This window comes from Streptomyces sp. cmx-4-9 (assembly GCF_046548835.1).
Taxonomy (GTDB): Bacteria; Actinomycetota; Actinomycetes; order Streptomycetales; family Streptomycetaceae; genus Streptomyces.
Window position 1 is genome coordinate 491273 of the sequence record NZ_JAEBEE010000007.1, and the last position, 20870, is coordinate 512142.

Annotated in this window: 20 protein-coding genes; 9 read left to right on the forward strand and 11 right to left on the reverse strand. The window is 73.3% G+C overall.

All coding sequences use genetic code 11. The features are described 5' to 3' along the window. Positions 1-62 precede the first annotated feature (62 nt). Positions 63-437, forward strand: coding sequence for a hypothetical protein (locus tag ACLJTM_RS23870; protein WP_411105728.1), 375 nt, complete (start codon positions 63-65; stop codon positions 435-437). Between the two features lie 73 nt (positions 438-510). Here the strand turns inward: ACLJTM_RS23870 and hutH are convergent, their stop codons facing one another. The 5 genes from hutH to ACLJTM_RS23895 form a co-directional block, all read right to left on the reverse strand. Beyond that, positions 511-2052 (reverse strand): histidine ammonia-lyase, encoded by a 1542-nt coding sequence (gene hutH / locus ACLJTM_RS23875; RefSeq protein WP_411105799.1) that lies wholly within the window; start codon positions 2050-2052, stop codon positions 511-513. Positions 2053-2168: 116 nt separating this feature from the next. Then, positions 2169-3281, reverse strand: coding sequence for a diguanylate cyclase domain-containing protein (locus tag ACLJTM_RS23880; RefSeq protein WP_411105729.1), 1113 nt, complete (start codon positions 3279-3281; stop codon positions 2169-2171). A 246-nt stretch (positions 3282-3527) separates the two neighbouring features. Then, positions 3528-4322, reverse strand: a complete 795-nt coding sequence (locus tag ACLJTM_RS23885) for an enoyl-CoA hydratase/isomerase family protein (RefSeq protein WP_411105730.1) — start codon at positions 4320-4322, stop codon at positions 3528-3530. A 23-nt stretch (positions 4323-4345) separates the two neighbouring features. Next, positions 4346-5512: an adenylate/guanylate cyclase domain-containing protein gene (locus ACLJTM_RS23890; protein ID WP_411105731.1), complete on the reverse strand. Its 1167-nt coding sequence runs from the start codon at positions 5510-5512 to the stop codon at positions 4346-4348. Positions 5513-5629: 117 nt separating this feature from the next. Next, positions 5630-6535, reverse strand: a complete 906-nt coding sequence (locus ACLJTM_RS23895) for a biotin--[acetyl-CoA-carboxylase] ligase (RefSeq protein ID WP_411105732.1) — start codon at positions 6533-6535, stop codon at positions 5630-5632. Positions 6536-6666: 131 nt separating this feature from the next. Here ACLJTM_RS23895 and ACLJTM_RS23900 point away from each other — a divergent pair, with 131 nt between their 5' ends. The 4 genes from ACLJTM_RS23900 (at position 6667) to ACLJTM_RS23915 (ending at position 9422) form a co-directional block, all read left to right on the forward strand. Further along, positions 6667-8259, forward strand: coding sequence for an acyl-CoA carboxylase subunit beta (locus ACLJTM_RS23900; RefSeq protein ID WP_411105733.1), 1593 nt, complete (start codon positions 6667-6669; stop codon positions 8257-8259). A gap of 17 nt (positions 8260-8276) precedes the next feature. Further along, positions 8277-8486, forward strand: a complete 210-nt coding sequence (locus tag ACLJTM_RS23905) for an acyl-CoA carboxylase epsilon subunit (protein ID WP_411105734.1) — start codon at positions 8277-8279, stop codon at positions 8484-8486. 79 nt (positions 8487-8565) lie between these two features. Continuing rightward, positions 8566-8703 (forward strand): morphogenic membrane protein MmpB, encoded by a 138-nt coding sequence (gene mmpB, locus ACLJTM_RS23910; protein WP_411105735.1) that lies wholly within the window; start codon positions 8566-8568, stop codon positions 8701-8703. Positions 8704-8801: 98 nt separating this feature from the next. Beyond that, a complete protein-coding gene (locus ACLJTM_RS23915) occupies positions 8802-9422 on the forward strand; it encodes a Maf family protein (protein WP_411105736.1) in 621 nt (206 codons plus the stop codon). On the opposite strand, the gene ACLJTM_RS23920 is transcribed toward ACLJTM_RS23915, so the two are convergent. Further along, the gene (locus tag ACLJTM_RS23920; RefSeq protein WP_411105737.1) at positions 9403-9870 is read right to left on the reverse strand and encodes a hypothetical protein; all 468 of its coding nucleotides are present in this window, start codon (positions 9868-9870) and stop codon (positions 9403-9405) included. The two genes, ACLJTM_RS23915 and ACLJTM_RS23920, sit on opposite strands and share 20 nt — an antisense overlap. 375 nt (positions 9871-10245) lie before the next feature. On the opposite strand from ACLJTM_RS23920, the gene ACLJTM_RS23925 reads away from it, so the two are divergent. Further along, positions 10246-12009, forward strand: coding sequence for an acetyl/propionyl/methylcrotonyl-CoA carboxylase subunit alpha (locus tag ACLJTM_RS23925; protein ID WP_411105738.1), 1764 nt, complete (start codon positions 10246-10248; stop codon positions 12007-12009). A 144-nt stretch (positions 12010-12153) separates the two neighbouring features. Here the strand turns inward: ACLJTM_RS23925 and ACLJTM_RS23930 are convergent, their stop codons facing one another. Together ACLJTM_RS23930 and ACLJTM_RS23935 are read right to left on the reverse strand one after the other, a co-directional pair. Continuing rightward, positions 12154-13101, reverse strand: coding sequence for a DeoR/GlpR family DNA-binding transcription regulator (locus ACLJTM_RS23930; protein WP_411105739.1), 948 nt, complete (start codon positions 13099-13101; stop codon positions 12154-12156). A gap of 175 nt (positions 13102-13276) precedes the next feature. Next, positions 13277-14716, reverse strand: a complete 1440-nt coding sequence (locus ACLJTM_RS23935; RefSeq protein ID WP_411105740.1) for an NAD(P)H-quinone dehydrogenase — start codon at positions 14714-14716, stop codon at positions 13277-13279. Between the two features lie 173 nt (positions 14717-14889). On the opposite strand from ACLJTM_RS23935, the gene ACLJTM_RS23940 reads away from it, so the two are divergent. The 3 genes from ACLJTM_RS23940 (at position 14890) to ACLJTM_RS23950 (ending at position 17958) form a co-directional block, all read left to right on the forward strand. Next, positions 14890-15327, forward strand: a complete 438-nt coding sequence (locus ACLJTM_RS23940; RefSeq protein ID WP_031144599.1) for a gamma-glutamylcyclotransferase — start codon at positions 14890-14892, stop codon at positions 15325-15327. A 143-nt stretch (positions 15328-15470) separates the two neighbouring features. Further along, entirely contained in the window at positions 15471-16277 is an 807-nt protein-coding gene (locus ACLJTM_RS23945) for a purine-nucleoside phosphorylase (protein ID WP_411105741.1), read from the forward strand. A 34-nt stretch (positions 16278-16311) separates the two neighbouring features. Continuing rightward, positions 16312-17958, forward strand: a complete 1647-nt coding sequence (locus tag ACLJTM_RS23950) for a phospho-sugar mutase (protein WP_411105742.1) — start codon at positions 16312-16314, stop codon at positions 17956-17958. A 79-nt stretch (positions 17959-18037) separates the two neighbouring features. Here ACLJTM_RS23950 and ACLJTM_RS23955 read toward each other — a convergent pair whose 3' ends face one another. The 3 genes from ACLJTM_RS23955 to afsQ1 are packed head-to-tail and all read right to left on the reverse strand — an operon-like array spanning position 18038 to position 20818. Continuing rightward, complete coding sequence (locus ACLJTM_RS23955; protein ID WP_411105743.1) at positions 18038-18673, reverse strand: hypothetical protein; 636 nt, start codon at positions 18671-18673, stop codon at positions 18038-18040. Further along, the gene (locus ACLJTM_RS23960; protein ID WP_411105744.1) at positions 18657-20144 is read right to left on the reverse strand and encodes an ATP-binding protein; all 1488 of its coding nucleotides are present in this window, start codon (positions 20142-20144) and stop codon (positions 18657-18659) included. Before ACLJTM_RS23960 ends, ACLJTM_RS23955 begins: the two co-directional genes overlap by 17 nt. Then, positions 20141-20818 (reverse strand): two-component system response regulator AfsQ1, encoded by a 678-nt coding sequence (gene afsQ1 / locus ACLJTM_RS23965; protein WP_063754818.1) that lies wholly within the window; start codon positions 20816-20818, stop codon positions 20141-20143. Before afsQ1 ends, ACLJTM_RS23960 begins: the two co-directional genes overlap by 4 nt. Positions 20819-20870: the final 52 nt, after the last annotated feature.

Consider the following 20870-nt stretch of genomic DNA (forward strand, 5'->3'; position numbering starts at 1 on the left):
GCCCCTTTCCGTAGCATCAGCGCACACGGCCAATTCGCTGCTGCCACAAGGGGGATCGCACCGTGTCCGCACGTCGACCGCTGCTCACCGCTCTCGGGGCGACCACCCTCCTCGCCGCCCTCTGGTTCGTGCCCTCCGCGGGCGCCGTCGCGCCAGGGCATCCGGCGGGCGCCGCCGGTGCCTCCACGGGCGCGGACGCCACCGGGCAGGCCCCTGCCACGGGCCCGGGTTCCGGTTCTGGTTCCGGTTCCCGTTCCGGCGCGGACCCCGGTCCGGACGCCGCCGCGGCGCGCACCGCCCCGCAGGCCGCGCGGGCACCGCTCCTGCTCGCGGACACCGGGTCCGCGGACACCACGCCGTACCTGCTCGGCGGCACGCTCTGCCTGGGCCTGGGCGCCGGCTGCGTGGCCTTCTCGGTGCGCCGCTCGCAGCACTAGTGCGGTGACCGCACTGGACGCGGGAAGGGGCCGCCCCTCGGGGCGGCCCCTTCCCGCGTCCGTGCGCCGGTCCTCAGGCGAGCGGGCCCGTCACCGATTCGACGGCCTCGACGAGCGCTCCGCTGCGCACGAAGGCGTCGGCGGCGGCGAGGTCGGGGGCGAGGAAGCGGTCCGGGCCGGGTCCCTGCACGCCCGCCGCACGGGCCGCGGCGATCGCGGCCCGGCTGGCGGGGGCGGCGGTGAGCCCGTGGCGCAGCTCGATGGCCCGGGTGGCCGCGTACATCTCGATCGCGACGATCCGGGTCAGGTTGTCGACGGCCGTACGGAGCTTGCGCGCCGCCGACCACCCCATGGAGACGTGGTCCTCCTGCATGGCGGAGGAGGGGATGGAGTCGGCGGAGGCGGGGACCGCGAGCCGCTTCATCTCGCTGACCAGGGCGGCCTGCGTGTACTGGGCGATCATCAGCCCGGAGTCGACGCCGGCGTCGTCCGCGAGGAACGGCGGCAGGCCGTGGGAGCGGTTCTTGTCGAGCAGCCGGTCGGTGCGCCGCTCGGCGATGGAGCCGAGGTCGGCGGCCGCGATGGCGAGGAAGTCCAGGACGTAGGCCACGGGCGCGCCGTGGAAGTTGCCGTTGGACTCGACGCGCCCGTCGGGCAGGACCACCGGGTTGTCCACGGCGGCGGCCAGCTCGCGGGAGGCGACCAGGGCGGCGTGCGCCATGGTGTCGCGGCCGGCCCCGGCCACCTGGGGGGCGCAGCGCACGGAGTAGGCGTCCTGCACGCGCGGTGCGGACTCCTCCTGGAAGTGCCCGGTGAGGCCGGAGCCCTGGAGTACGGCGGCCATGTTGGCGGCGGAGGCGCCCTGGCCGGGGTGCGGGCGGATGGCGTGCAGCTCGGGGGCGAGGACCTTCTCGGTGCCGAGCAGGGCCTCCAGGGTCAGCGCGGCGGTGATGTCGGCCGAGGTGTAGAGCCGGGCGAGGTCGGCGAGGGCCATGACCAGCATGCCGAGCATGCCGTCGGTGCCGTTGAGGAGGGCGAGGCCCTCCTTCTCGCGGAGTTCGACGGGTTCGATGCCGGCTTCGGCGAGCAGCTCCCCGGCGGGGCGCACGGCGCCGTCGGGGCCTTCGGCGTCACCCTCGCCCATGAGCGCGAGCGCGCAGTGGGAGAGCGGCGCGAGGTCGCCGGAGCAGCCGAGGGAGCCGTACTCGTGGACGACGGGGGTGATCCCGGCGTTGAGCACGTCGGCCATGGTCTGCGCCACCGAGGGCCGTACGCCGGTGTGGCCGGAGGCGACGGTCTTGAGCCGCAGGAACATCAGGGCGCGGACGACCTCCCGCTCCACGCGCGGGCCCATGCCGGCGGCGTGCGAGCGGACGATGTTGCGCTGGAGCTGGGCGCGCAGCTCGGGGCTGATGTGCCGGGAGGCGAGCGCACCGAAGCCGGTGGACACGCCGTAGACGGGCTCGGGCTTGGCGGCGAGGGCGTCGACGATCTCGCGGGAGCGGGCGAGGGCGTCGAGCGCCTCGCCGGACAGCTCGACCCGTGCGTTGCCGCGGGCGACGGCGATGACGTCCTCGGCGGTGGTCCCGGACGTCCCCACCACGACAGTGTGCATATCCATATTCAGCACCCTACGGATTGAATCGCTACCTGTCACTAGCCAGTTCTGTCACGAGTCGCACCCGGCTGGGCCCCTTACCGACGACCGGCCCACCGCCGGCCCCGCCGCCCCTACCCGCGCCCCCGGAAGCGCCGCCGGTCGGCGCTGCCCTCCTGGGCGGCGTCGGCGAGGCGCACCACCGCGGTGTCCCGGCCCGCCACCACGGGCTTGGGCGAGCGCGCCGCCTTGGCCTTGTACTGGGCGGCGTCGGCGAGCCGGAAGAGCCGCCGGGAGGACTGCACCGGGCCGATGGGGTCGCCGGTGGACGCCACCCCGCAGGCCACGCCCTCGCCCAGCTCCAGGTCCGCGGCCCGGGTGCACAGCTCTTCGGTGACCCGCACCACCTCGTCGGCGCTCGGCCCCACCCCGACCAGGCAGAACTCGTCGCCGCCGAGCCGGGCCGCCAGGGCGCCGGGCAGTATGGCCCCGCACAGGCTGAGGACCGAGCCGAAGCGTTCCAGCAGCCGGTCGCCCATGGCGTGGCCCAGGGTGTCGTTGACCTTCTTGAGCCCGTTGAGGTCGCAGACCACCAGGCTGACCACCACCCCGGTCCGGCGGTGCTCCTCCAGCGCCTCGTCGAGCCGCATGTCCACGGCCCGCCGGTTGGCGAGGCCGGTGAGCGGGTCGGTGAAGGCGAGCCGGCGGGCTTCCTCCAGCCGCTCGTTCTGCGCGAGCCCGGCCGCCACCACGGCGGCCAGGACGGTCGCGAACTCGGCGTCGTCCTCGTCGAAGTCCGGCAGTCCCTCGTCACGGGCGACGTACAGCTCCCCCCAGGCGCGCCCGCTGAGCACCACGGGGGCCACCACGCAGGTTGCGCGCCCGCGGCGGCGCAGGGCCTCGCCGCGGCGTCCGGGGCGGTTGCCGACGGCGCTCTCGACCCACGCGTGCGGCCCGCCGCCGCCGGCCCAGCGCTCGTGGAGGAACTCGGCGATCTCGGGGAAATCATGCACGGGATAGGACTCGTCCTCGGGGAACTCCTCCTCGCCGGGGCGCCGCTCGCCCTCGTTGACCAGCACCCGCAGGCGGCCCCGCTCCCGCTCCCACGCGGAGATCGCGGCGAATGAGCCGTCCAGTGCGGTCCGCGCCCCCCGCGCAGCCGCCCGCACACTGTCCCGCGGCGCGCACGCCGCGGCCATCGCCTGCGCGAGGCTCACCAAGGCTCGCAGCCGCCCGTCAACTCCCATCACCCCACACTAGGGAGTTTTGCCCGATTTGGTGACGGCGGGCGCGACAGGAGGGACGCCGTGGACACCGCGGGCGGCCGACCGCGACCGCCCGTTGCCGACCGTTACCGGCCGTGACGGCCCGGAAAGGGGCCGCCGCCACCGGGCGGTCCCCCCGCCGCCGACGCCCCACCGCGGCCCGTGCTCCGGGCGGTCCCCCCGCCGCCGACGCCCCGCCGCGGCCGTGATCGCGCGGCCCGCCGCGGGCTACTCCCCCGGCCAGTTCGGCTTGCGCTTCTCGTTGAACGCCGCGACGCCCTCGGCCCGGTCCCCGGAGAAGGCCACGCTGCGCCATGCGGCGTCCTCGATCTCCAGCCCGGCCGCCAGGTCCATCCCGTGCCCCAGCCGCAGCGCCCGCTTGGCCGCGCGCAGCCCCACGGGGGAGTTGGCCGCCATCCGGGCGGCCAGGGCCAGCGCCTCGGCCGTGTCCTGCCCGGCGGCGACCACCGAGTCCACCAGGCCCAGGGCTAGGGCCTCGGCCGCCTCCACCCGGCGGGCGGTGAAGATCAGCTCGGCCGCCCGGGCCGCCCCCACCCGGCGCGGCAGCAGCTGCGTGCCCCCGCCGCCCGGGATCACCCCCACCGAGACCTCGGGCAGGCCGACCACGGCCGTCTCGTCCGCCACGATCACGTCGCAGGCCAGCGCCAGCTCGAAGCCGCCGCCCAGGGCGAAGCCGTGCACGGCCGCCACGGTGGGCATCGGCAGCTCCAGGACGCCCCCGTACGCCCCGCGGGTGGTCGGGCGCTGCCGCACCAGCTCGGCGTCGGACAGGGAGTTGCGCTCCTTGAGGTCGGCCCCGACGCAGAAGGCCCGCTCGGCCGCGGAGGAGAGCACCACCACCCGCACGGAGGGGTCCGCGGCCAGCTCGGCGCAGGCCGCCCCGATGGCCCGGGCCATCTCCGTCGACACCGCGTTCATCGCCTTGGGCCGGTCCAGGACCAGCTCCGCGACCCCGTCGTCACCGTGCCGACGTACTGCTACGAACTCCGACTGCACCGACACAGGACCCTCCCGGTTAACGAACGTTACCCGGGGATCCTAGGCTTCCGCCGCGTGAGCGACCAGGGCTCCACGACCCCGAGCCCGCGGACCGGCCGCTGCCACATCGGCTGCAGCGCGAAGCGGTAGGACGGACCGTCCTCGGGCGCCGCCTCCGCCTCCTTCTCCGACACCGGAGCGGCCCCGGTCCGGGACAGCTCCTCGGCCATCGCCCCGTCCACCAGCACCGCGTCCTTCGGCGCTATCGACGTGAGCCGGCTCGCCAGGTTCACCGTGGTGCCGAAGACGTCGCCCATCCGCGTGGTGACCGTGCCGAAGGCGATGCCGACCCGCAGCTCGGGCATCTGGGGGTCGGCCTCCATGGTCTCGATGAGCCGCAGGGCGATCTCCGCCGCCGTGCCCGCGTCGTCCGCGCAGTACAGCACCTCGTCGCCCAGCGTCTTGATCAGCCGGCCGCCGTACGCGGCGACCAGGTCCGCCGCCGTCGTCTCGAAGTTCTCGACGAGCTCGCCGAGCTCCTCCTCCTCCAGCCGCCGCGTCAGCCGGGTGAAGCCGACCAGGTCCGCGAAGCCCACCGCGAGCCGCCGGTCGACCATCTCCTCGTCGTCCGCCACCTGGACCACCCGCCCGGTGGCCGCCGCCAGCTGCCGCCGCCACACGTAGACGAGGAACTCCTCCAGCTCCGGCAGCAGCAGCTCGACCAGCGGGTACGTGACCTCGGTACGGGTCATGCCCGGCTCCGGCGGCTCGGTGAGCCCCTCCAGGAACGAGTCGATCTGCCACTCCGCCAGCCGGGCCGTGGTCTGCCCGGTGGAACGGGCCACCTGGACCGCCATCGGCTCGCTCAGCAGCCCCGCCTCCACCAGGCCCGCCAGACGGCGCAGAGCCAGCACGTCGGCCTCCGTGAGCGCCTTGGCCTGCCCGATGTCGGCGAAGCCCATGGCCCGCCAGAAGCGGGAGGCGAGCTCCATGGAGACGCCGGCGCTGCGGGCGGCCTGGAAGGGCGTGTACCGGCGCTCGGCGCCCAGGATCAGCTGCTCCAGGCGGATGGCGAGGGGGTCGGCCGTCGGCTGGACCGTGTGGTCGACCTCGTGGTGGGGCGTGTGCTGGTCCCGGCCGATGGGGGTGCCCGGGCCGGAACCGGGGCCGCCGGCCCCGGCGGACGCGCTGGACGTAGGGTCGTCGACGGTCAAGGGCCGCCTCCTGTCCATTCCGTGCGCACTGCCCTGCCGAACCGGTGGATCACCGCGAGGACCGGGATCGCCTAAACCATACGGCAGGTGTGCCGTACCTCACTCCTTCTCCACGGGTCAGTGGACGGACCTGAGGTGCACGACGTCGCCCGCACCGACCGCCTCGTGCCGGTCCTCCGCCGTACGGATCACCAGGCGGCCGTCGGTGTCGACCGCCTCGGCCGTTCCGGTGAGGGTGCGGCCGCCCGGCAGCTCGGCGCGGACGTGCCGGCCCAGGGTGGCGCAGCCGGCCGCGTAGGTCTCCTGGAGGCCGCTGGACGCAGGGTCGCCTCCGGCGGCCCGCCAGTCCCCGTACCACTGCTCCAGGGAGCGCAGGACGGCCCTCAGGAGCGGGTCCCGGTCGGTCACGGCGGCCCGGGCGAGCGCCAGGGAGCCCGCGGCGGGCACCGGCAGCTCGTCCTCGGTCAGGGTGACGTTGAGCCCGATCCCGATGACCACTCCTGCCCCGGAGCCCCCGGAGCCTTCGGCCCCGGCGGCGCCCCCTGCCACCCGCTCGGCCAGGATGCCGCCGGTCTTGCGCTCCTGGCCGTCCACGCACACCAGCAGGTCGTTGGGCCATTTGAGGGAGGTGTCCACCCCCGCGGCGCGGGACAGCCCGGTGGCGGTGGCCACCCCGGCCAGCAGCGTCAGCCAGCCCCAGCGCTCCTGCGGCACCGCGTCGCCGGGCTTGAGCAGGACGGAGAAGAACAGACCGGAGCGGGCCGGTGCGACCCAGCTGCGGTCCAGCCGCCCGCGCCCGGCGCTCTGCTCCTCGGCGACGAGCACGGCCCCCTCGGGCAGGGTCGCGGCCCGGGCGGCGAGGTCGCTGTTGGTGGAGCCGGTGGCGGCGACCACCTCCAGGGAGGTCCACAGCCCGCCGTCGGTGACGACGGCCCTGCGCAGGGCCGCGGCGTTCAGGGGCGGCCGGTCAAGGTTGGACCAACGACCGGCGGAAGCACCTGCTGAGGCATCTGATGGCGTCATGCAACCCACATTAGGTGTGTCAAACGCCGCACTGCCGAGCGCCATGCCCGCCGTTACGCTACGCACCAGTAGCCAGCACCAGTCAATCAATTGACCAGGCCGTTGACACCACGCAGGGAGCCGCGACCCCGATGTCACAACCGTCAGAGCCGATCGACATGCACACCACCGCGGGCAAGATCGCGGACTTGCAGCGCCGCATCGACGAGGCCACCCATGCCGGGTCGGCGCGGGCCGTCGAGAAGCAGCACGCCAAGGGCAAGCTGACGGCGCGTGAGCGGATCGCCCTCCTCCTCGACGAGGGCTCCTTCGTGGAGCTGGACGAGTTCGCCCGGCACCGCTCCACCAACTTCGGCCTGGAGAAGACCCGTCCGTACGGCGACGGCGTCGTCACCGGGTACGGCACCGTCGACGGACGCCCCGTCGCCGTGTTCTCCCAGGACTTCACGGTCTTCGGCGGAGCCCTCGGCGAGGTCTACGGTCAGAAGATCATGAAGGTCATGGACTTCGCGCTGAAGACCGGCTGCCCGCTGGTCGGCATCAACGACTCCGGCGGCGCCCGCATCCAGGAGGGCGTCAGCGCGCTCGGCATGTACGGGGAGATCTTCCGCCGCAACGTCCACGCCTCGGGGGTGATCCCGCAGATCAGCCTGGTCGTGGGGCCCTGTGCGGGCGGCGCGGTGTACTCCCCCGCCATCACCGACTTCACCGTCATGGTCGACCAGACCTCGCACATGTTCATCACCGGGCCCGACGTCATCAAGACGGTCACCGGCGAGGACGTGGGCTTCGAGGAGCTGGGCGGGGCACGGACGCACAACAGCACCTCCGGCGTCGCCCACCACATGGCCGGGGACGAGAAGGACGCCATCGAGTACGTCAAGTCCCTGCTGGCGTACCTGCCGTCGAACAACCTGTCCGAGCCGCCGGCCTTCCCGGAGGAGGCGGACACCGAGGTCACCGACACCGACCGCGAGCTCGACGTGCTGATCCCGGACAGCGCGAACCAGCCGTACGACATGCACACCGTGATCGAGCACGTGCTGGACGACGGCGAGTTCCTGGAGACGCAGTCCCTCTTCGCGCCGAACATCCTGACCGGCTTCGGCCGGGTCGAGGGCCACCCGGTGGGCATCGTCGCCAACCAGCCGATGCAGTTCGCCGGCTGCCTGGACATCGACGCCTCCGAGAAGGCCGCCCGGTTCGTCCGGACCTGCGACGCCTTCAACGTCCCGGTGCTGACCTTCGTGGACGTGCCGGGCTTCCTGCCGGGCACGGACCAGGAGTACAACGGGATCATCCGGCGCGGCGCGAAGCTGATCTACGCGTACGCCGAGGCCACCGTGCCGCTGATCACCGTCATCACCCGCAAGGCCTTCGGCGGCGCGTACGACGTCATGGGCTCCAAGCACCTGGGCGCCGACCTCAACCTGGCCTGGCCGACCGCCCAGATCGCCGTCATGGGCGCGCAGGGGGCAGTGAACATCCTGCACCGGCGCACCCTGGCCGAGGCCGCTCCCGAGGAGGTCGAGGAGACCCGGGCGCGGCTGATCGCCGAGTACGAGGACGCGCTGCTGAACCCGTACACGGCCGCCGAGCGCGGGTACATCGACGCGGTGGCCATGCCGTCCGAGACCCGGGCGCACGTGGTCAAGGGGCTGCGCCAGCTGCGGACCAAGCGGGAGTCCCTGCCGCCGAAGAAGCACGGCAACATCCCCCTCTAGCCCCTCAGGAGGTCTCTGTGGTGATCAAGGTCGTCAAGGGCAACCCGACCCCGGAGGAGCTGGCCGCCGCCCTCGCGGTGGTCCAGGCGCGCGCTGCGGCGCTGGCCTCCCAGCCGTCCGGGGTGCAGGAGGTGGCCGCCCAGTGGTCGCACCCGGCCCGGGTGGCCCGGCACCGGCTGCACCAGCCGGGGCCGCGCGCGTGGGCCCGTACGTACTGGCCGGGATAGCCGGATGGGGTGATCGGACGGTGGCGCCTGAGTACCCGTACTCAGGCGCCGCCGCCGTTCCCGGGGCCAGGATCGGGGCATGCTCTGGTCCGACCCTAAGAACGAGCCGCCCGAGGACATGCGCGACGTGCAGGCGATGATCCGGCGGCTGACCGTGGTGATCGCCGTCGCCATGCTCGTGGCGGTCTACGTGCTGGGCGTGGACATGGGCTTCTAGACCCGCCCTCCCGGAACCCGCCGGCCCGTGTCGGGGGCGCCGGGCGCCCGCCTGCGGCCGGGCCCGGAGGGGTCCGGCCGCGCCCCTACGATGGGGCCATGACCGCTACCCCGCTGCCCGCGACCGGGCGCCAGCTCGTCCTCGCCTCCGCCTCCCCCGCCCGGCTGAACCTGCTGCGCCAGGCCGGGCTGGCCCCGCACGTGATCGTGAGCGGCTTCGACGAGGACGCCCTGGAGCACGAGGAGCCGGCCGAGCTGGCACTGGCGCTGGCCGAGGCGAAGGCGGCCGTGGTGGCCGCCCTGGACGAGGCCGCGGGCGCCCTGGTGATCGGCTGCGACTCGGTGCTGGAGCTGGACGGCGAGGCGCTGGGCAAGCCGGCGGACGCCGCGGAGGCCACCGCCCGCTGGACCTCCATGCGCGGCCGGGCGGGCGTGCTGCGCACCGGCCACTGCGTGATCGACACGGCGAGCGGCCGTCAGGTCTCGGCGACGGCGTCCACGACGGTGCGGTTCGGCGAGCCGACGGACGCCGAGGTCGCCGCGTACGTGGCCAGCGGCGAGCCGCTGCACGTGGCCGGGGCCTTCACCCTGGACGGGCTGTCGGCGCCCTTCATCGAGGGCATCGACGGGGACCCGGGGAACGTGATCGGCCTGTCGCTGCCGCTGCTGCGCTCCCTGCTGGCCGAACTGGGCGTGTCCATCACGGACTTGTGGGCTTGAGCGATCCGTGCGGCGGCGCGGGCGGCGGCCCGTCCGCGACCTCCGGCCGGGCCGGGCCGGGCGCGTAGAGCACCAGGGCGAGGACCACGAGGCACAGGATCAGCATCAGCGCCGCGAAGGCGGCCCAGCCCACGAGGGCGACGGCGAGCATGCCCAGCACCCCGTGGGTGACGGCCGCGACGACGAGCAGGATGCGGCCGAAGCGGCCGGGGGCCCGGTCCCGGACGGCGGCGACGGCGAGCAGGACGGCGCACAGCAGGAGGAAGGCGCCCGTGCCCGCCCCCATCGCATAGGTTGCCTTGGACATGACATCCGGGTCGCTGCCCGCGATGGACATCGACTGGCTCGCCGTGGTCCTGCCGAGCACGACGTGGACGAGGACGAGCACCGCCGCCTCCACGACGAGCACGACCGCGGCCAGTGCGGCCACGAGCCTCCGCAGCACCACTCCCCCACCCCCCTCACCTCACAAGCCTGTTCGACGCCAGGAGGCTACTAACGGGTAAACGTACGGACAAGGGGTCCGGCCCGCTTCGTTGCGGCGGGGTGACCCGCGCGGCGGGCGCACAAGGGATTCCCGGCCCGTTCGTAGGGATTCGACAAAGAATCGCCCGGGGCCGCTGACCCGGTGGACAGAGACCCCGCACGCGTCCCGGGGTTACTGTGCAGTCGGGGACCCCCCTTACGAGGGGCGCCACAAGGGCTTTCCAGCCTGGAGCCGGACTCGAATCACACTCCGTGTGGGCAAGCTCACCACTGGATAAGGGTCGTAAGGCCGTGTGGGCTGTCCCTAAACTCAGCTTGTTTCAAGGAGGGAGCCATCGTGCGCAAGGTGCTCATCGCCAACCGTGGCGAAATCGCTGTCCGCGTTGCTCGGGCCTGCCGGGATGCCGGAATCGGGAGCGTAGCCGTCTACGCCGATCCGGACCGGGACGCCCTGCACGTCCGCGCGGCGGACGAAGCTTTCGCGTTGGGCGGTGACACCCCGGCCGCCAGCTACTTGGACATCTCCAAGGTCCTGCAGGCCGCAGCCGATTCCGGTGCGGACGCCATCCATCCCGGATACGGGTTCCTGTCCGAGAACGCGGAGTTCGCCCAGGCCGTCATCGACGCGGGCCTGACCTGGATCGGCCCGCCGCCGCAGGCCATCCGCGATCTCGGCGACAAGGTCGCCGCCCGGCACATCGCCCAGCGGGCCGGCGCGCCGCTCGTCGCCGGCACCCCGGACCCCGTGTCCGGCGCCGACGAGGTCGTCGCGTTCGCCAAGGAACACGGCCTGCCGATCGCGATCAAGGCCGCCTTCGGCGGCGGCGGCCGCGGTCTGAAGGTCGCCCGCACCCTCGAAGAGGTGCCGGAGCTGTACGACTCGGCCGTCCGTGAGGCCGTGGCCGCCTTCGGCCGCGGCGAGTGCTTCGTCGAGCGCTACCTGGACAAGCCGCGGCACGTCGAGACCCAGTGCCTGGCCGACAGCCACGGCAACGTGGTCGTCGTCTCCACCCGTGACTGCTCGCTCCAGCGGCGGCACCAGAAGCTGGTCGAGGAGGCCCCGGCGCCGTTCCTGACCGAGGCTCAGAACGCCGAGCTGTACGCCGCCTCGAAGGCGATCCTGAAGGAGGCCGGCTACGTCGGCGCCGGCACGGTCGAGTTCCTGGTCTCCGCGGACGGCCTGATCTCCTTCCTGGAGGTCAACACCCGCCTGCAGGTCGAGCACCCGGTCACCGAAGAGGTCTCCGGCATCGACCTGGTCCGCGAGATGTTCCGCATCGCGGACGGCGAGGAGCTCGGCTACGGCGACCCGGTGCTGCGCGGTCACTCGATCGAGTTCCGCATCAACGGCGAGGACCCGGGCCGCGGCTTCCTGCCCGCCCCCGGCACGGTCACCCGCTTCGACGCCCCGTCCGGTCCGGGCGTCCGCCTCGACGCGGGCGTGGAGTCCGGCTCGGTCATCGGCCCGGCCTGGGACTCCCTGCTGGCGAAGCTGATCGTCACCGGCGCCACCCGCGAGCAGGCCCTCCAGCGGGCCGCCCGTGCGCTCGCCGAGTTCGAGGTCGAGGGCATGGCCACCGCCATCCCCTTCCACCGCGCGGTCGTGACCGACCCGGCGTTCGCCCCCACCGACGGCAGCCCCTTCACCGTCTTCACCCGCTGGATCGAGACCGAGTTCGTCAACGAGATCCCGGCCTTCACCGCTCCGGCGGCGGAGGACACCGAGGACGAGCCGGGCCGCGAGACGGTGGTCGTCGAGGTCGGCGGCAAGCGCCTGGAGGTCTCGCTGCCGTCCTCGCTGGGCATGACCCTGGCCCGTACGGCCGCCGCGGGCGGCGCCAAGCCGAAGCGGCGCGCGGCCAAGAAGTCCGGTCCGGCCGCCTCCGGCGACACCCTCGCCTCCCCGATGCAGGGCACGATCGTCAAGGTCGCGGTCGAGGAGGGCCAGCAGGTCACCGAGGGCGAGCTGGTCGTCGTCCTGGAGGCGATGAAGATGGAGCAGCCGCTCAACGCGCACCGCTCCGGCACCATCGTGGGCCTGACCGCCGAGGTCGGCGCCTCCCTCACCTCGGGCGCCACGATCTGCGAGATCAAGGACTGACACCCGCGCCCCGTCGCAGAACCGGCCCGGCCGCTCCCAGCGGCCGGGCCGGTTCTGCGTCGTACGGCCTCGGCGGACGGTCCTCAACCGGCCGGTCCGCGGCCGGACGGGACAGGCAGGACGGGACAGGCAGGAGCAGACGGTCTAGCGCCGGCGCATGTCCGCGACGCGGGCCCGCTCCGCCTGCTGCTCCAGCATGCCGGCGGGCGCACTGCGCAGCTGGGCCGTGGGCCCGCCCCGCCGCTGCACCGGCAGCGGGGACTCCCGGCGCGGGCGCCGCCCCTGCATGCCGTCCACACCGCCGGAGGCGGCCGCACCGGCCACGGTGATCTGGACGCCCTGGTCGGCCAGCGCTTGCAGTTCGGTCGCGGCCCGGTCGTCGTGCGGTGGAGGCTCGTCGGTGACGAGCCGGGTCATCACGTCGGTCGGCACGGTCTGGAACATGGTGTCGGTGCCGAGCTTCGTGTGGTCGGCCAGCACCACCACCTCGGCAGCCGCCTGCACCAGCGCCCGGTCCACGCTCGCGGAGAGCATGTTGGATGTGGACAGTCCGCGCTCGGCGGTCAGCCCGCTGCCCGACAGGAAGGCCCGGGAGACCCGCAGGCCCTGGAGGGACTGCTCGGCCCCGCTGCCCACGAGGGCGTAGTTGGACCCGCGCAGGGTGCCGCCGGTCATCACCACCTCCACCCGGTTGGCGTGCGCCAGGGCCTGGGCGACGAGCAGCGAGTTGGTGACGACGGTCAGTCCGGGCACCCGGGCGAGCCGGCGGGCCAGCTCCTGGGTCGTGGTGCCCGCGCCGACGACGACTGCCTCGCCCTCTTCGACGAGGCCGGCCGCGACATCGGCAATGGCGGTCTTCTCCGCCGTCGCGAGATGGGACTTTTGCGGAAAGCCGGACTCCCGCGTGAAACCGCCCGGCAAGACCGCACCGCCGTGCCGGCGGTCGAGGAGTCCTTCTGCCTCCAGTGCCCGCACGTCCCGCCGTACGGTCACTTCGGAGGTCTGGACGACGCGGGCGAGCTCCCGGAGCGAAACCGCTCCGTTGGCCCGCACCATTTCGAGGATCAATTGGCGACGTTCTGCAGCGAACACGAAACTGACAGTAACCCCAACGACCGTCTGCTTTCAGCTCTTTGCGCCGGAATACCGAAGTTGTCCATAACGTGGGGTGACTAGTGGTATACGCGGCCCGTCGAGCGGGTGAATCTCCGGCTGCACCGCCGCACCCCGCCCCAAAGTCCTTGCGGTGTGCGGCGGTTCGTGCCGGTTACGCCTCTCCCTCGGCCTTCCGGGCGTGCAGCTGCCGCGCCACCTCGGCGATCGAACCCGACAGGGAGGGGTACACGGTGAACGCGTTTGCGATCTGCTCGACCGTCAGATTGTTGTCGACCGCGATCGAGATGGGGTGGATGAGCTCGCTGGCGCGGGGCGAGACGACCACGCCGCCGACGACGATGCCGGTGCCGGGCCGGCAGAACAGCTTCACGAAGCCGTCCCGGATGCCCTGCATCTTGGCGCGCGCGTTGCGCAGCAGCGGGAGCTTCACCACGCGGGCGTCGATCCGGCCCGCGTCCACGTCGGCCTGGGTGTAGCCCACGGTGGCGATCTCGGGGTCGGTGAAGACGTTCGAGGAGACCGTCTTCAGGTTCAGCGGGGCCACCGCGTCACCGAGGAAGTGGTACATCGCGATGCGGCCCTGCATCGCGGCGACGGAGGCCAGGGCGAAGACGCCCGTCACGTCGCCGGCCGCGTACACGCCCGGGGAGGAGGTGCGGGAGACCTTGTCGGTCCAGATGTGGCCCGACTCCTTGAGCCGGACCCCGGACTCCTCCAGGTTCATGTTCGCCGTGTTCGGGATGGCGCCGACCGCCATCAGGCAGTGCGTGCCGGAGATGACCCGGCCGTCGGCGAGGGTGACCTCGACCCGGTCGCCGACCCGCTTGGCGGACTCGGCGCGGGCCCGCGAGATCACGTTCATGCCGCGGCGGCGGAAGACGTCCTCCAGGACGGCGGCCGCGTCCGGGTCCTCGCCGGGGAGCACCCGGTCGCGGGAGGACACCAGGGTCACCCGCGAGCCGAGGGCCTGGTAGGCGCCGGCGAACTCGGCGCCGGTCACACCGGAGCCGACCACGATGAGCTCCTCCGGGAGCTCGTCGAGGTCGTAGACCTGCGTCCAGTTCAGGATGCGCTCGCCGTCGGGCATCGCGTCCGGGATCTCGCGGGGGTGCCCGCCGGTCGCGATGAGCACCGCGTCGGCGGTCAGGATCTGCTCGGAGCCGTCGGCCGCGGTGACGATCACGTCCCGGGTGCCGTCGATGCCCTGCGGGCCGCCGAGCCTGGCCCGGCCGCGCACCACGCGCGCCCCGGCCCGGGTGACGGAGGCGGTGATGTCGTGCGACTGGGCGAGCGCGAGGCGCTTGACGCGCCGGTTCACCTTGCCGAGGTCCACGCCCACGACGCGCGCGGCCTGCTCGATGTGCGGGGTGTCGTCCGCGACGACGATGCCGAGCTCTTCGTAGGAGGAGTCGAAGGTGGTCATCACCTCGGCGGTCGCGATAAGGGTCTTGGAGGGTACGCAGTCGGTGAGGACCGAGGCCCCTCCCAGGCCGTCGCAGTCCACGACGGTCACCTCCGCGCCGAGCTGGGCCCCTACCAGGGCCGCCTCGTACCCGCCGGGTCCGCCGCCGATGATCACGATCCGGGTCACGAAAAGTCCGCCTCACGTCTACCCGGCCGGCTGCCGCCCCGGCCGGTGTTCCGGGGGGTCTCCCCGGGGGATGCATTCCGTGCCCCATTGTCCCGCACGCTCCGCGGTGCTTCGCGCCTGGTCCCACCATCCGGGCACGCGGCCACGCCCACCCCTCCCGTACCCTCGACCCCATGTCGCTCTACGCCGCGTACGCCGGCAACCTCGACCCGCGGCTGATGACGCGCCGCGCTCCGCATTCGCCGCTGCGCGGCACGGGCTGGATCAACGACTGGCGGCTGACCTTCGGCGGCGAGCAGATGGGGTGGGAGGGCGCACTGGCCACGGTCGTCGAAGCCCCCCGCCACCAGGTCTTCGTCGCCCTGTACGACATCGCGCCGCTGGACGAGGACTCGATGGACCGCTGGGAAGGCGTCGGGCTCGACATCTACCGCCGGATGCGGGTGCGGGTGCACACGCTGGACGGCGAGGAGGCGGCCTGGGTGTACGTCCTGAACGGCTACGAGGGCGGCCTGCCCTCGGCCCGCTACCTCGGCGAGATCGCCGACGCCGCGGAATCCGCGGGCGCCCCCCACGACTACGTGATGGAAATCCGCAAGCGCCCCTGCTGACCCTGCGGGCACGACCCCGCAGGTCCCGTGCACGGTCCCGTGCACGCGACGGGGACGATTCGGCGGAAACGACAAGGCAACGATCCGAACACCGTGAGCTGTGCCATCTACGCGCGTAGGGATTGAGCGGTTACGCTCGACGCGTGAACGCATCTGTTACCGATCCCCACGCTGCCGCAGACGCCGCCGCCGCACGTCTGCGTGAGCTCACCGGCGCCGAGACCCACGACGTCGCCCTCGTCATGGGCTCCGGCTGGGCCCCCGCCGCCCAGGCGCTCGGCGCCCCCGAGGCCGAGTTCCCGGTCACCGAGCTGCCCGGCTTCCCGCCGCCCGCCGTCGAGGGCCACGGCGGAAAGATCCGCTCGTACAAGATCGGCGACAAGCGCGCGCTGCTCTTCCTCGGCCGGACCCACTACTACGAGGGCCGCGGCGTCGCCGCCGTCGCCCACGGCGTGCGCACCGCCGTCGCCGCCGGCTGCAAGACCGTCGTGCTGACCAACGGCTGCGGCGGCCTGCGCGAGGGCATGAAGCCCGGCCAGCCGGTCCTCATCAGCGACCACCTCAACCTGACGGCGACCTCGCCGATCATCGGCGCGAACTTCGTGGACCTCACCGACCTGTACTCGGCGCGGCTGCGCGCCCTGTGCAAGGAGATCGACGAGACCCTCGAAGAGGGCGTCTACGTGCAGTTCCCCGGCCCGCACTACGAGACCCCGGCCGAGATCAACATGATCCGCGTCATGGGCGCCGACCTGGTCGGCATGTCGACCGTGCTGGAGGCCATCGCCGCCCGCGAGGCCGGCGCCGAGGTGCTCGGCATCTCCCTGGTCACCAACCTGGCGGCGGGCATCTCCGGCGAGCCGCTGAACCACGAAGAGGTGCTCCAGGCCGGCCGCGACTCGGCCGCGCGGATGGGCACGCTGCTGACCCGGGTCCTCGCCCGCATCTGAGGCACCGGACCGTACGAGAGGTAAGGCGGAAGTAGTGCAGGAACAGGACGACCTGATCACCCGGGCGCAGGCCTGGCTGGCCGAGGACCCGGACCCGGAGACCGCGGGGGAGCTCGCGCGCCTCATCGAGGCGGGCGACACCGCCGAGCTGGCGGACCGCTTCCGCGGCACGCTCCAGTTCGGCACCGCCGGGCTGCGCGGCGAGATCGGCGCGGGTCCGATGCGGATGAACCGCTCCGTGGTCATCCGGGCCGCGGCGGGCCTCGCGGCCTACCTCAAGGCCCGGGGCCACGCCGGCGGCCTGGTCGTCGTCGGCTACGACGCGCGCTACAAGTCGGCCGACTTCGCCCGCGACACCGCCGCCGTGATGACCGGCGCCGGTCTGCGCGCGGCCATCCTGCCCCGCCCGCTGCCGACGCCCGTCCTCGCGTACGCCATACGGCACCTGGGCGCCGTGGCGGGCGTCGAGGTGACCGCGAGCCACAACCCTCCCCGGGACAACGGCTACAAGGTCTACCTCGGCGACGGCTCGCAGATCGTCTCCCCGGCGGACGTGGAGATCGCGGCGGAGATCGCCCGCGTGGACACCCTCGCCTCGGTCCCCCGTCCGGAATCCGGCTGGGAGGAGCTCGGCGACGAGGTCCTGGAGGCCTACCTGGCCCGTACGGACGCGGTCCTGACCCCCGGGTCGCCGCGGAGCGTGCGGACCGTCTACACCGCCCTGCACGGCGTGGGCAAGGACGTCGTCATGGCGGCCTTCGCCCGGCACGGCTTCCCCGAGCCGGTCCTGGTCGCCGAGCAGGCCGAACCGGACCCGGCCTTCCCGACGGTCGCCTTCCCCAACCCGGAGGAGCCGGGCGCGATGGACCTGTCCTTCGCGAAGGCCGCGGAGACCGGCCCGGACATCGTGATCGCCAACGACCCGGACGCGGACCGCTGCGCGGTCGCGGTGCCGGCCGGGGACGGCTGGCGGATGCTGCGCGGCGACGAGGTCGGCGCGCTGCTGGCGGCCCACCTCGTCGGCAAGGGCGCGCAGGGCGTCTTCGCGGAGTCCATCGTCTCCTCCAGTCTGCTGGGCCGGATCGCGCAGGCGGCGGGCGTCGGTCACGAGGAGACCCTGACGGGCTTCAAGTGGATCGCCCGCGTGGAGGGCCTGCGCTACGGCTACGAGGAGGCGCTCGGCTACTGCGTGGACCCCGAGGGCGTCCGCGACAAGGACGGCGTCACGGCCGCCCTGCTGGTGGCGGAGCTGGCCTCGGAGCTCAAGGAGCAGGGCCGCACCCTGACCGACCTGCTGGACGACCTGGCGCTGGCCCACGGCCTGCACGCCACCGACCAGCTGTCGGTCCGCGTCTCGGACCTGTCGGTCATCGCCTCGGCGATGGCGCAGCTGCGGGCGCAGCCGCCGGTCGCGCTGGCGGGTCTGCGGGTCGCCTCTGCGGAGGACCTGGCCGAGGGGACACAGTCCCTCCCGCCGACGGACGGCCTGCGCTACCACCTGGACGGGGCCCATGCGGCGCGGGTGATCGTCCGGCCGTCGGGCACGGAGCCGAAGCTGAAGTGCTACCTGGAGGTCGTCGTCCCGGTGGCCGGGGCCGCGGACCTCGCCGCGGCGCGGATCCGCGGCCAGGAGGTCCTGGACGCCATCAAGAAGGACCTGGCGGCCGCGGCCGGCATCTGACCCCGAGTCCTCCCTCCGGCGTACGCGACGGCTTCCCGAGCTCCGGCCCGGGGGGCCGTCGGCGTACCCGGCGGGCGCCTCAGGAGGGCGAGGGCGTCGGGCGGACGATCTCGCCCAGGGTCGGCACCGACTCGGGGCGGGTGCGGACCGCCTCGGTGCACTCCCAGGCCCGCGGCGGATCGGCGTCCGGTCCGCCGAGGACCACCGGTCCCGGGCCCGCCGAGACCGCCTCGCTGCCCGCCAGGGTGCACACGATCTGCGACAGCGCCACCGGTGGCAGGTCCTCCGGCTTGCGGCTCAGCCGCACCGTGCCAGCCGGGTCGCCGGGCCGCGGTGCGCCCGCGGTCATGTCCGCCGGGACCCCGGTGCTGAAACCGGCGTCCCGTTCCTGCGCCGACGGGGTCCGCTCCAGCGCTTCGAGCAGGGCCTGCGCGACGAGCGCCACGGGATCGCGTACGGCCCTCTTCTCGGGGACCGGCACCACGCGCTCCACGCCCACCAACTGGGATCCGCAGACCAGTTCCACCGTGGCCCGGAAGCCCTGCACGGTGTCCTGCCCGGCAGGCTGGCCCGGCGTGTCGCAGGACACCCGTGAGGGGGCCGGGCCCACGTCCACGGGGACCTGCGTCGCCCGGATCCCGCAGCCCGGCAGCAGGCCCGCGGCCACCAGCCCCAGCAGGGCCGCCGCCGCCCGGTTCCTACGCGTCCTCGTCACCCTCAAGCACCTTCCCCACGTCCACCGGCAGCCGCAGCGTGAACAGCGCCCCGCCCTGGGGCGCGTTGGCGGCGGTGATGTCCCCGCCGTGGATGTGCGCGTTCTCCACGGCGATCGACAGGCCCAGCCCGCTCCCGTCCGATTTCGGCCGGGACGCGCTGGCCTTGTAGAACCGGTCGAAGACGTGCGGCAGGACGTCCTGCGGGATTCCCGGCCCGTTGTCCTGGACGGCGATCACCAGCCAGTCGTCCGCCACGACCACCGAGACCCGCACCGGCGAGCCGCCGTGCTTGAGGGCGTTGCCGATCAGGTTGGCGAGGATGACGTCGAGGCGGCGCGGGTCGAGCCTCGCCACGATGCCCCGCTCGGCGTCCAGTTCGACGGCGTCCAGCCAGGCCCGTGCGTCGATGCAGGCGGTGACCTGGTCGGCGACGTCCACGTCGTCGAGCACCAGCCGGGCGGTGCCCGCGTCGAAGCGGGTCACCTCCATCAGGTTCTCCACCAGGTCGTTGAGGCGCCGGGTCTCGCTCACGACGAGGGCCACCGCCGGTGCGATCATCGGATCGAGGTCGTCGACCTCCTCCTCCAGCACCTCGGCCACCGCCGTCAACGCCGTCAGCGGGGTGCGCAGTTCGTGCGACATGTCCGCGACGAAGCGCCGGCTGGACTCCTCCCGCGCACTCATGTCGGCGACCTTCTTCTCCAGCGCCTCGGCCGTCTTGTTGAAGGTGCGCGACAGGTCGGCGAGCTCGTCGGTCCCCGACACGTCGAGCCGGTGGTCGAGTTCGCCCTCGCCGAGCCGCCGGGCCGCCTCGCCCAGCCGCTGCACGGGCTTGAGGACGGTCCGGGCCGCGGCCTGCGCCAGCAGCGCCGACCCGAGCAGCGCCAGCCCGGTGGCGATGGTCAGCGACCAGCCCAGCGCGTTCAGGTCGTCCCGCTCCTGCGCGAGCGACTTGTACATGTAGCCGGTCGGGCCGCCGCCGACGATCCGCGTCCCGCCGACCAGGTACGGGTTGCCCTGCGGCTTCGTGCGCTGCCAGTACATGTGGTACTGGGAGTCGTTCGCCGCGGTGGTCTTCTGCCGGTCGTCGACCGCCTTGCGCAGGGACTCGGGAACGTCGTCCAGCCCGAAGGAGTCGGGACCGGCCGCGCCGAAGACCTGCCGGTGCTGCTTGTCCTCGTCCACCAGCAGCACGCTGTATCCGGGGCTGCTGCCCGCCATCAGCTCGGCGGTGCGCTGCATCTCCTCGGGCGTGGGATCCGCGGGCAGCGCCGCGGCCCGGTTCTGCATCTCCTGCCGGAAGTCCCCGAGCGCGGCCTCCTGGACGCGGGTGAGGACGGCCTCCCGGTTGAGCCAGTAGGCGATGCCCGAGGCCGACACCGCGGCCGTCAGCGCGACGAGCGCGAACACCACGAGGAGCCGCAGCCGCAGGCTGGTCCAGCGCCGGCCGGCGAGCAGCGCCGGGATCACTGCGGGGAGTCCAGGCGGTAGCCGACCCCGCGGACCGTACGGATGAGGGTGGGCGAGGACGGCACGTCCTCCACCTTGGCCCGCAGCCGCTGCACACAGGCGTCGACCAGCCGGGAGTCGCCGAGGTAGTCGTGCTCCCAGACCAGGCGCAGGAGCTGCTGGCGGGAGAGCGCCTGGCCGGGGCGGCGGCTCAGTTCGAGCAGCAGCCGCAGCTCGGTCGGCGTGAGCTGGAGGTCCTCGCCGTTCTTCGTCACCGTCATCGCGGCCCGGTCGATGACCAGGGACCCAAAGCTCGCCGAGTCGCTGGACTCGCGTTCCCCGCGGCGCAGCACGGCTCGGATCCGGGCGTCGAGGACCCGGCCCTGGACGGGCTTGACCACGTAGTCGTCGGCACCGGACTCCAGGCCGACGACCACGTCGATGTCGTCGCTGCGGGCGGTCAGCAGGATGATCGGCAGCTGGTCGGTGCGGCGGATCCGCCGGCACACCTCGAAGCCGTCGATCCCGGGCAGCATCACGTCGAGCACGATCAGGTCGGGCCGCTGCTCGCGCAGCAGTTTCAGGCCGTCCTCGCCCGTCGCCGCGGTGGCCACTCGGTGGCCCTGGCGTGACAGGGAGAGTTCGAGGGCCGTGCGGATGGCGTCGTCGTCCTCGATCAGCAGCAGGAAAGGCACGGGCTCATTCTGTCCCATCCCCCGTCGGGACTTCGACCGTCGGGCGCTGGAG

What these genes read in the sequence shown, in the direction of transcription:
- ACLJTM_RS23900 (WP_411105733.1), top strand. Translation starts at nt 6,667, where the DNA reads ATGTCACAACCGTCAGAGCCGATCGACATGCACACCACCGCGGGCAAG.
- ACLJTM_RS23880 (WP_411105729.1), bottom strand. Translation starts at nt 3,281, where the DNA reads ATGGGAGTTGACGGGCGGCTGCGAGCCTTGGTGAGCCTCGCGCAGGCG.
- ACLJTM_RS23915 (WP_411105736.1), top strand. Translation starts at nt 8,802, where the DNA reads ATGACCGCTACCCCGCTGCCCGCGACCGGGCGCCAGCTCGTCCTCGCC.
- ACLJTM_RS23895 (WP_411105732.1), bottom strand. Translation starts at nt 6,535, where the DNA reads ATGACGCCATCAGATGCCTCAGCAGGTGCTTCCGCCGGTCGTTGGTCC.
- mmpB (WP_411105735.1), top strand. Translation starts at nt 8,566, where the DNA reads ATGCTCTGGTCCGACCCTAAGAACGAGCCGCCCGAGGACATGCGCGAC.
- hutH (WP_411105799.1), bottom strand. Translation starts at nt 2,052, where the DNA reads ATGCACACTGTCGTGGTGGGGACGTCCGGGACCACCGCCGAGGACGTC.
- ACLJTM_RS23940 (WP_031144599.1), top strand. Translation starts at nt 14,890, where the DNA reads ATGTCGCTCTACGCCGCGTACGCCGGCAACCTCGACCCGCGGCTGATG.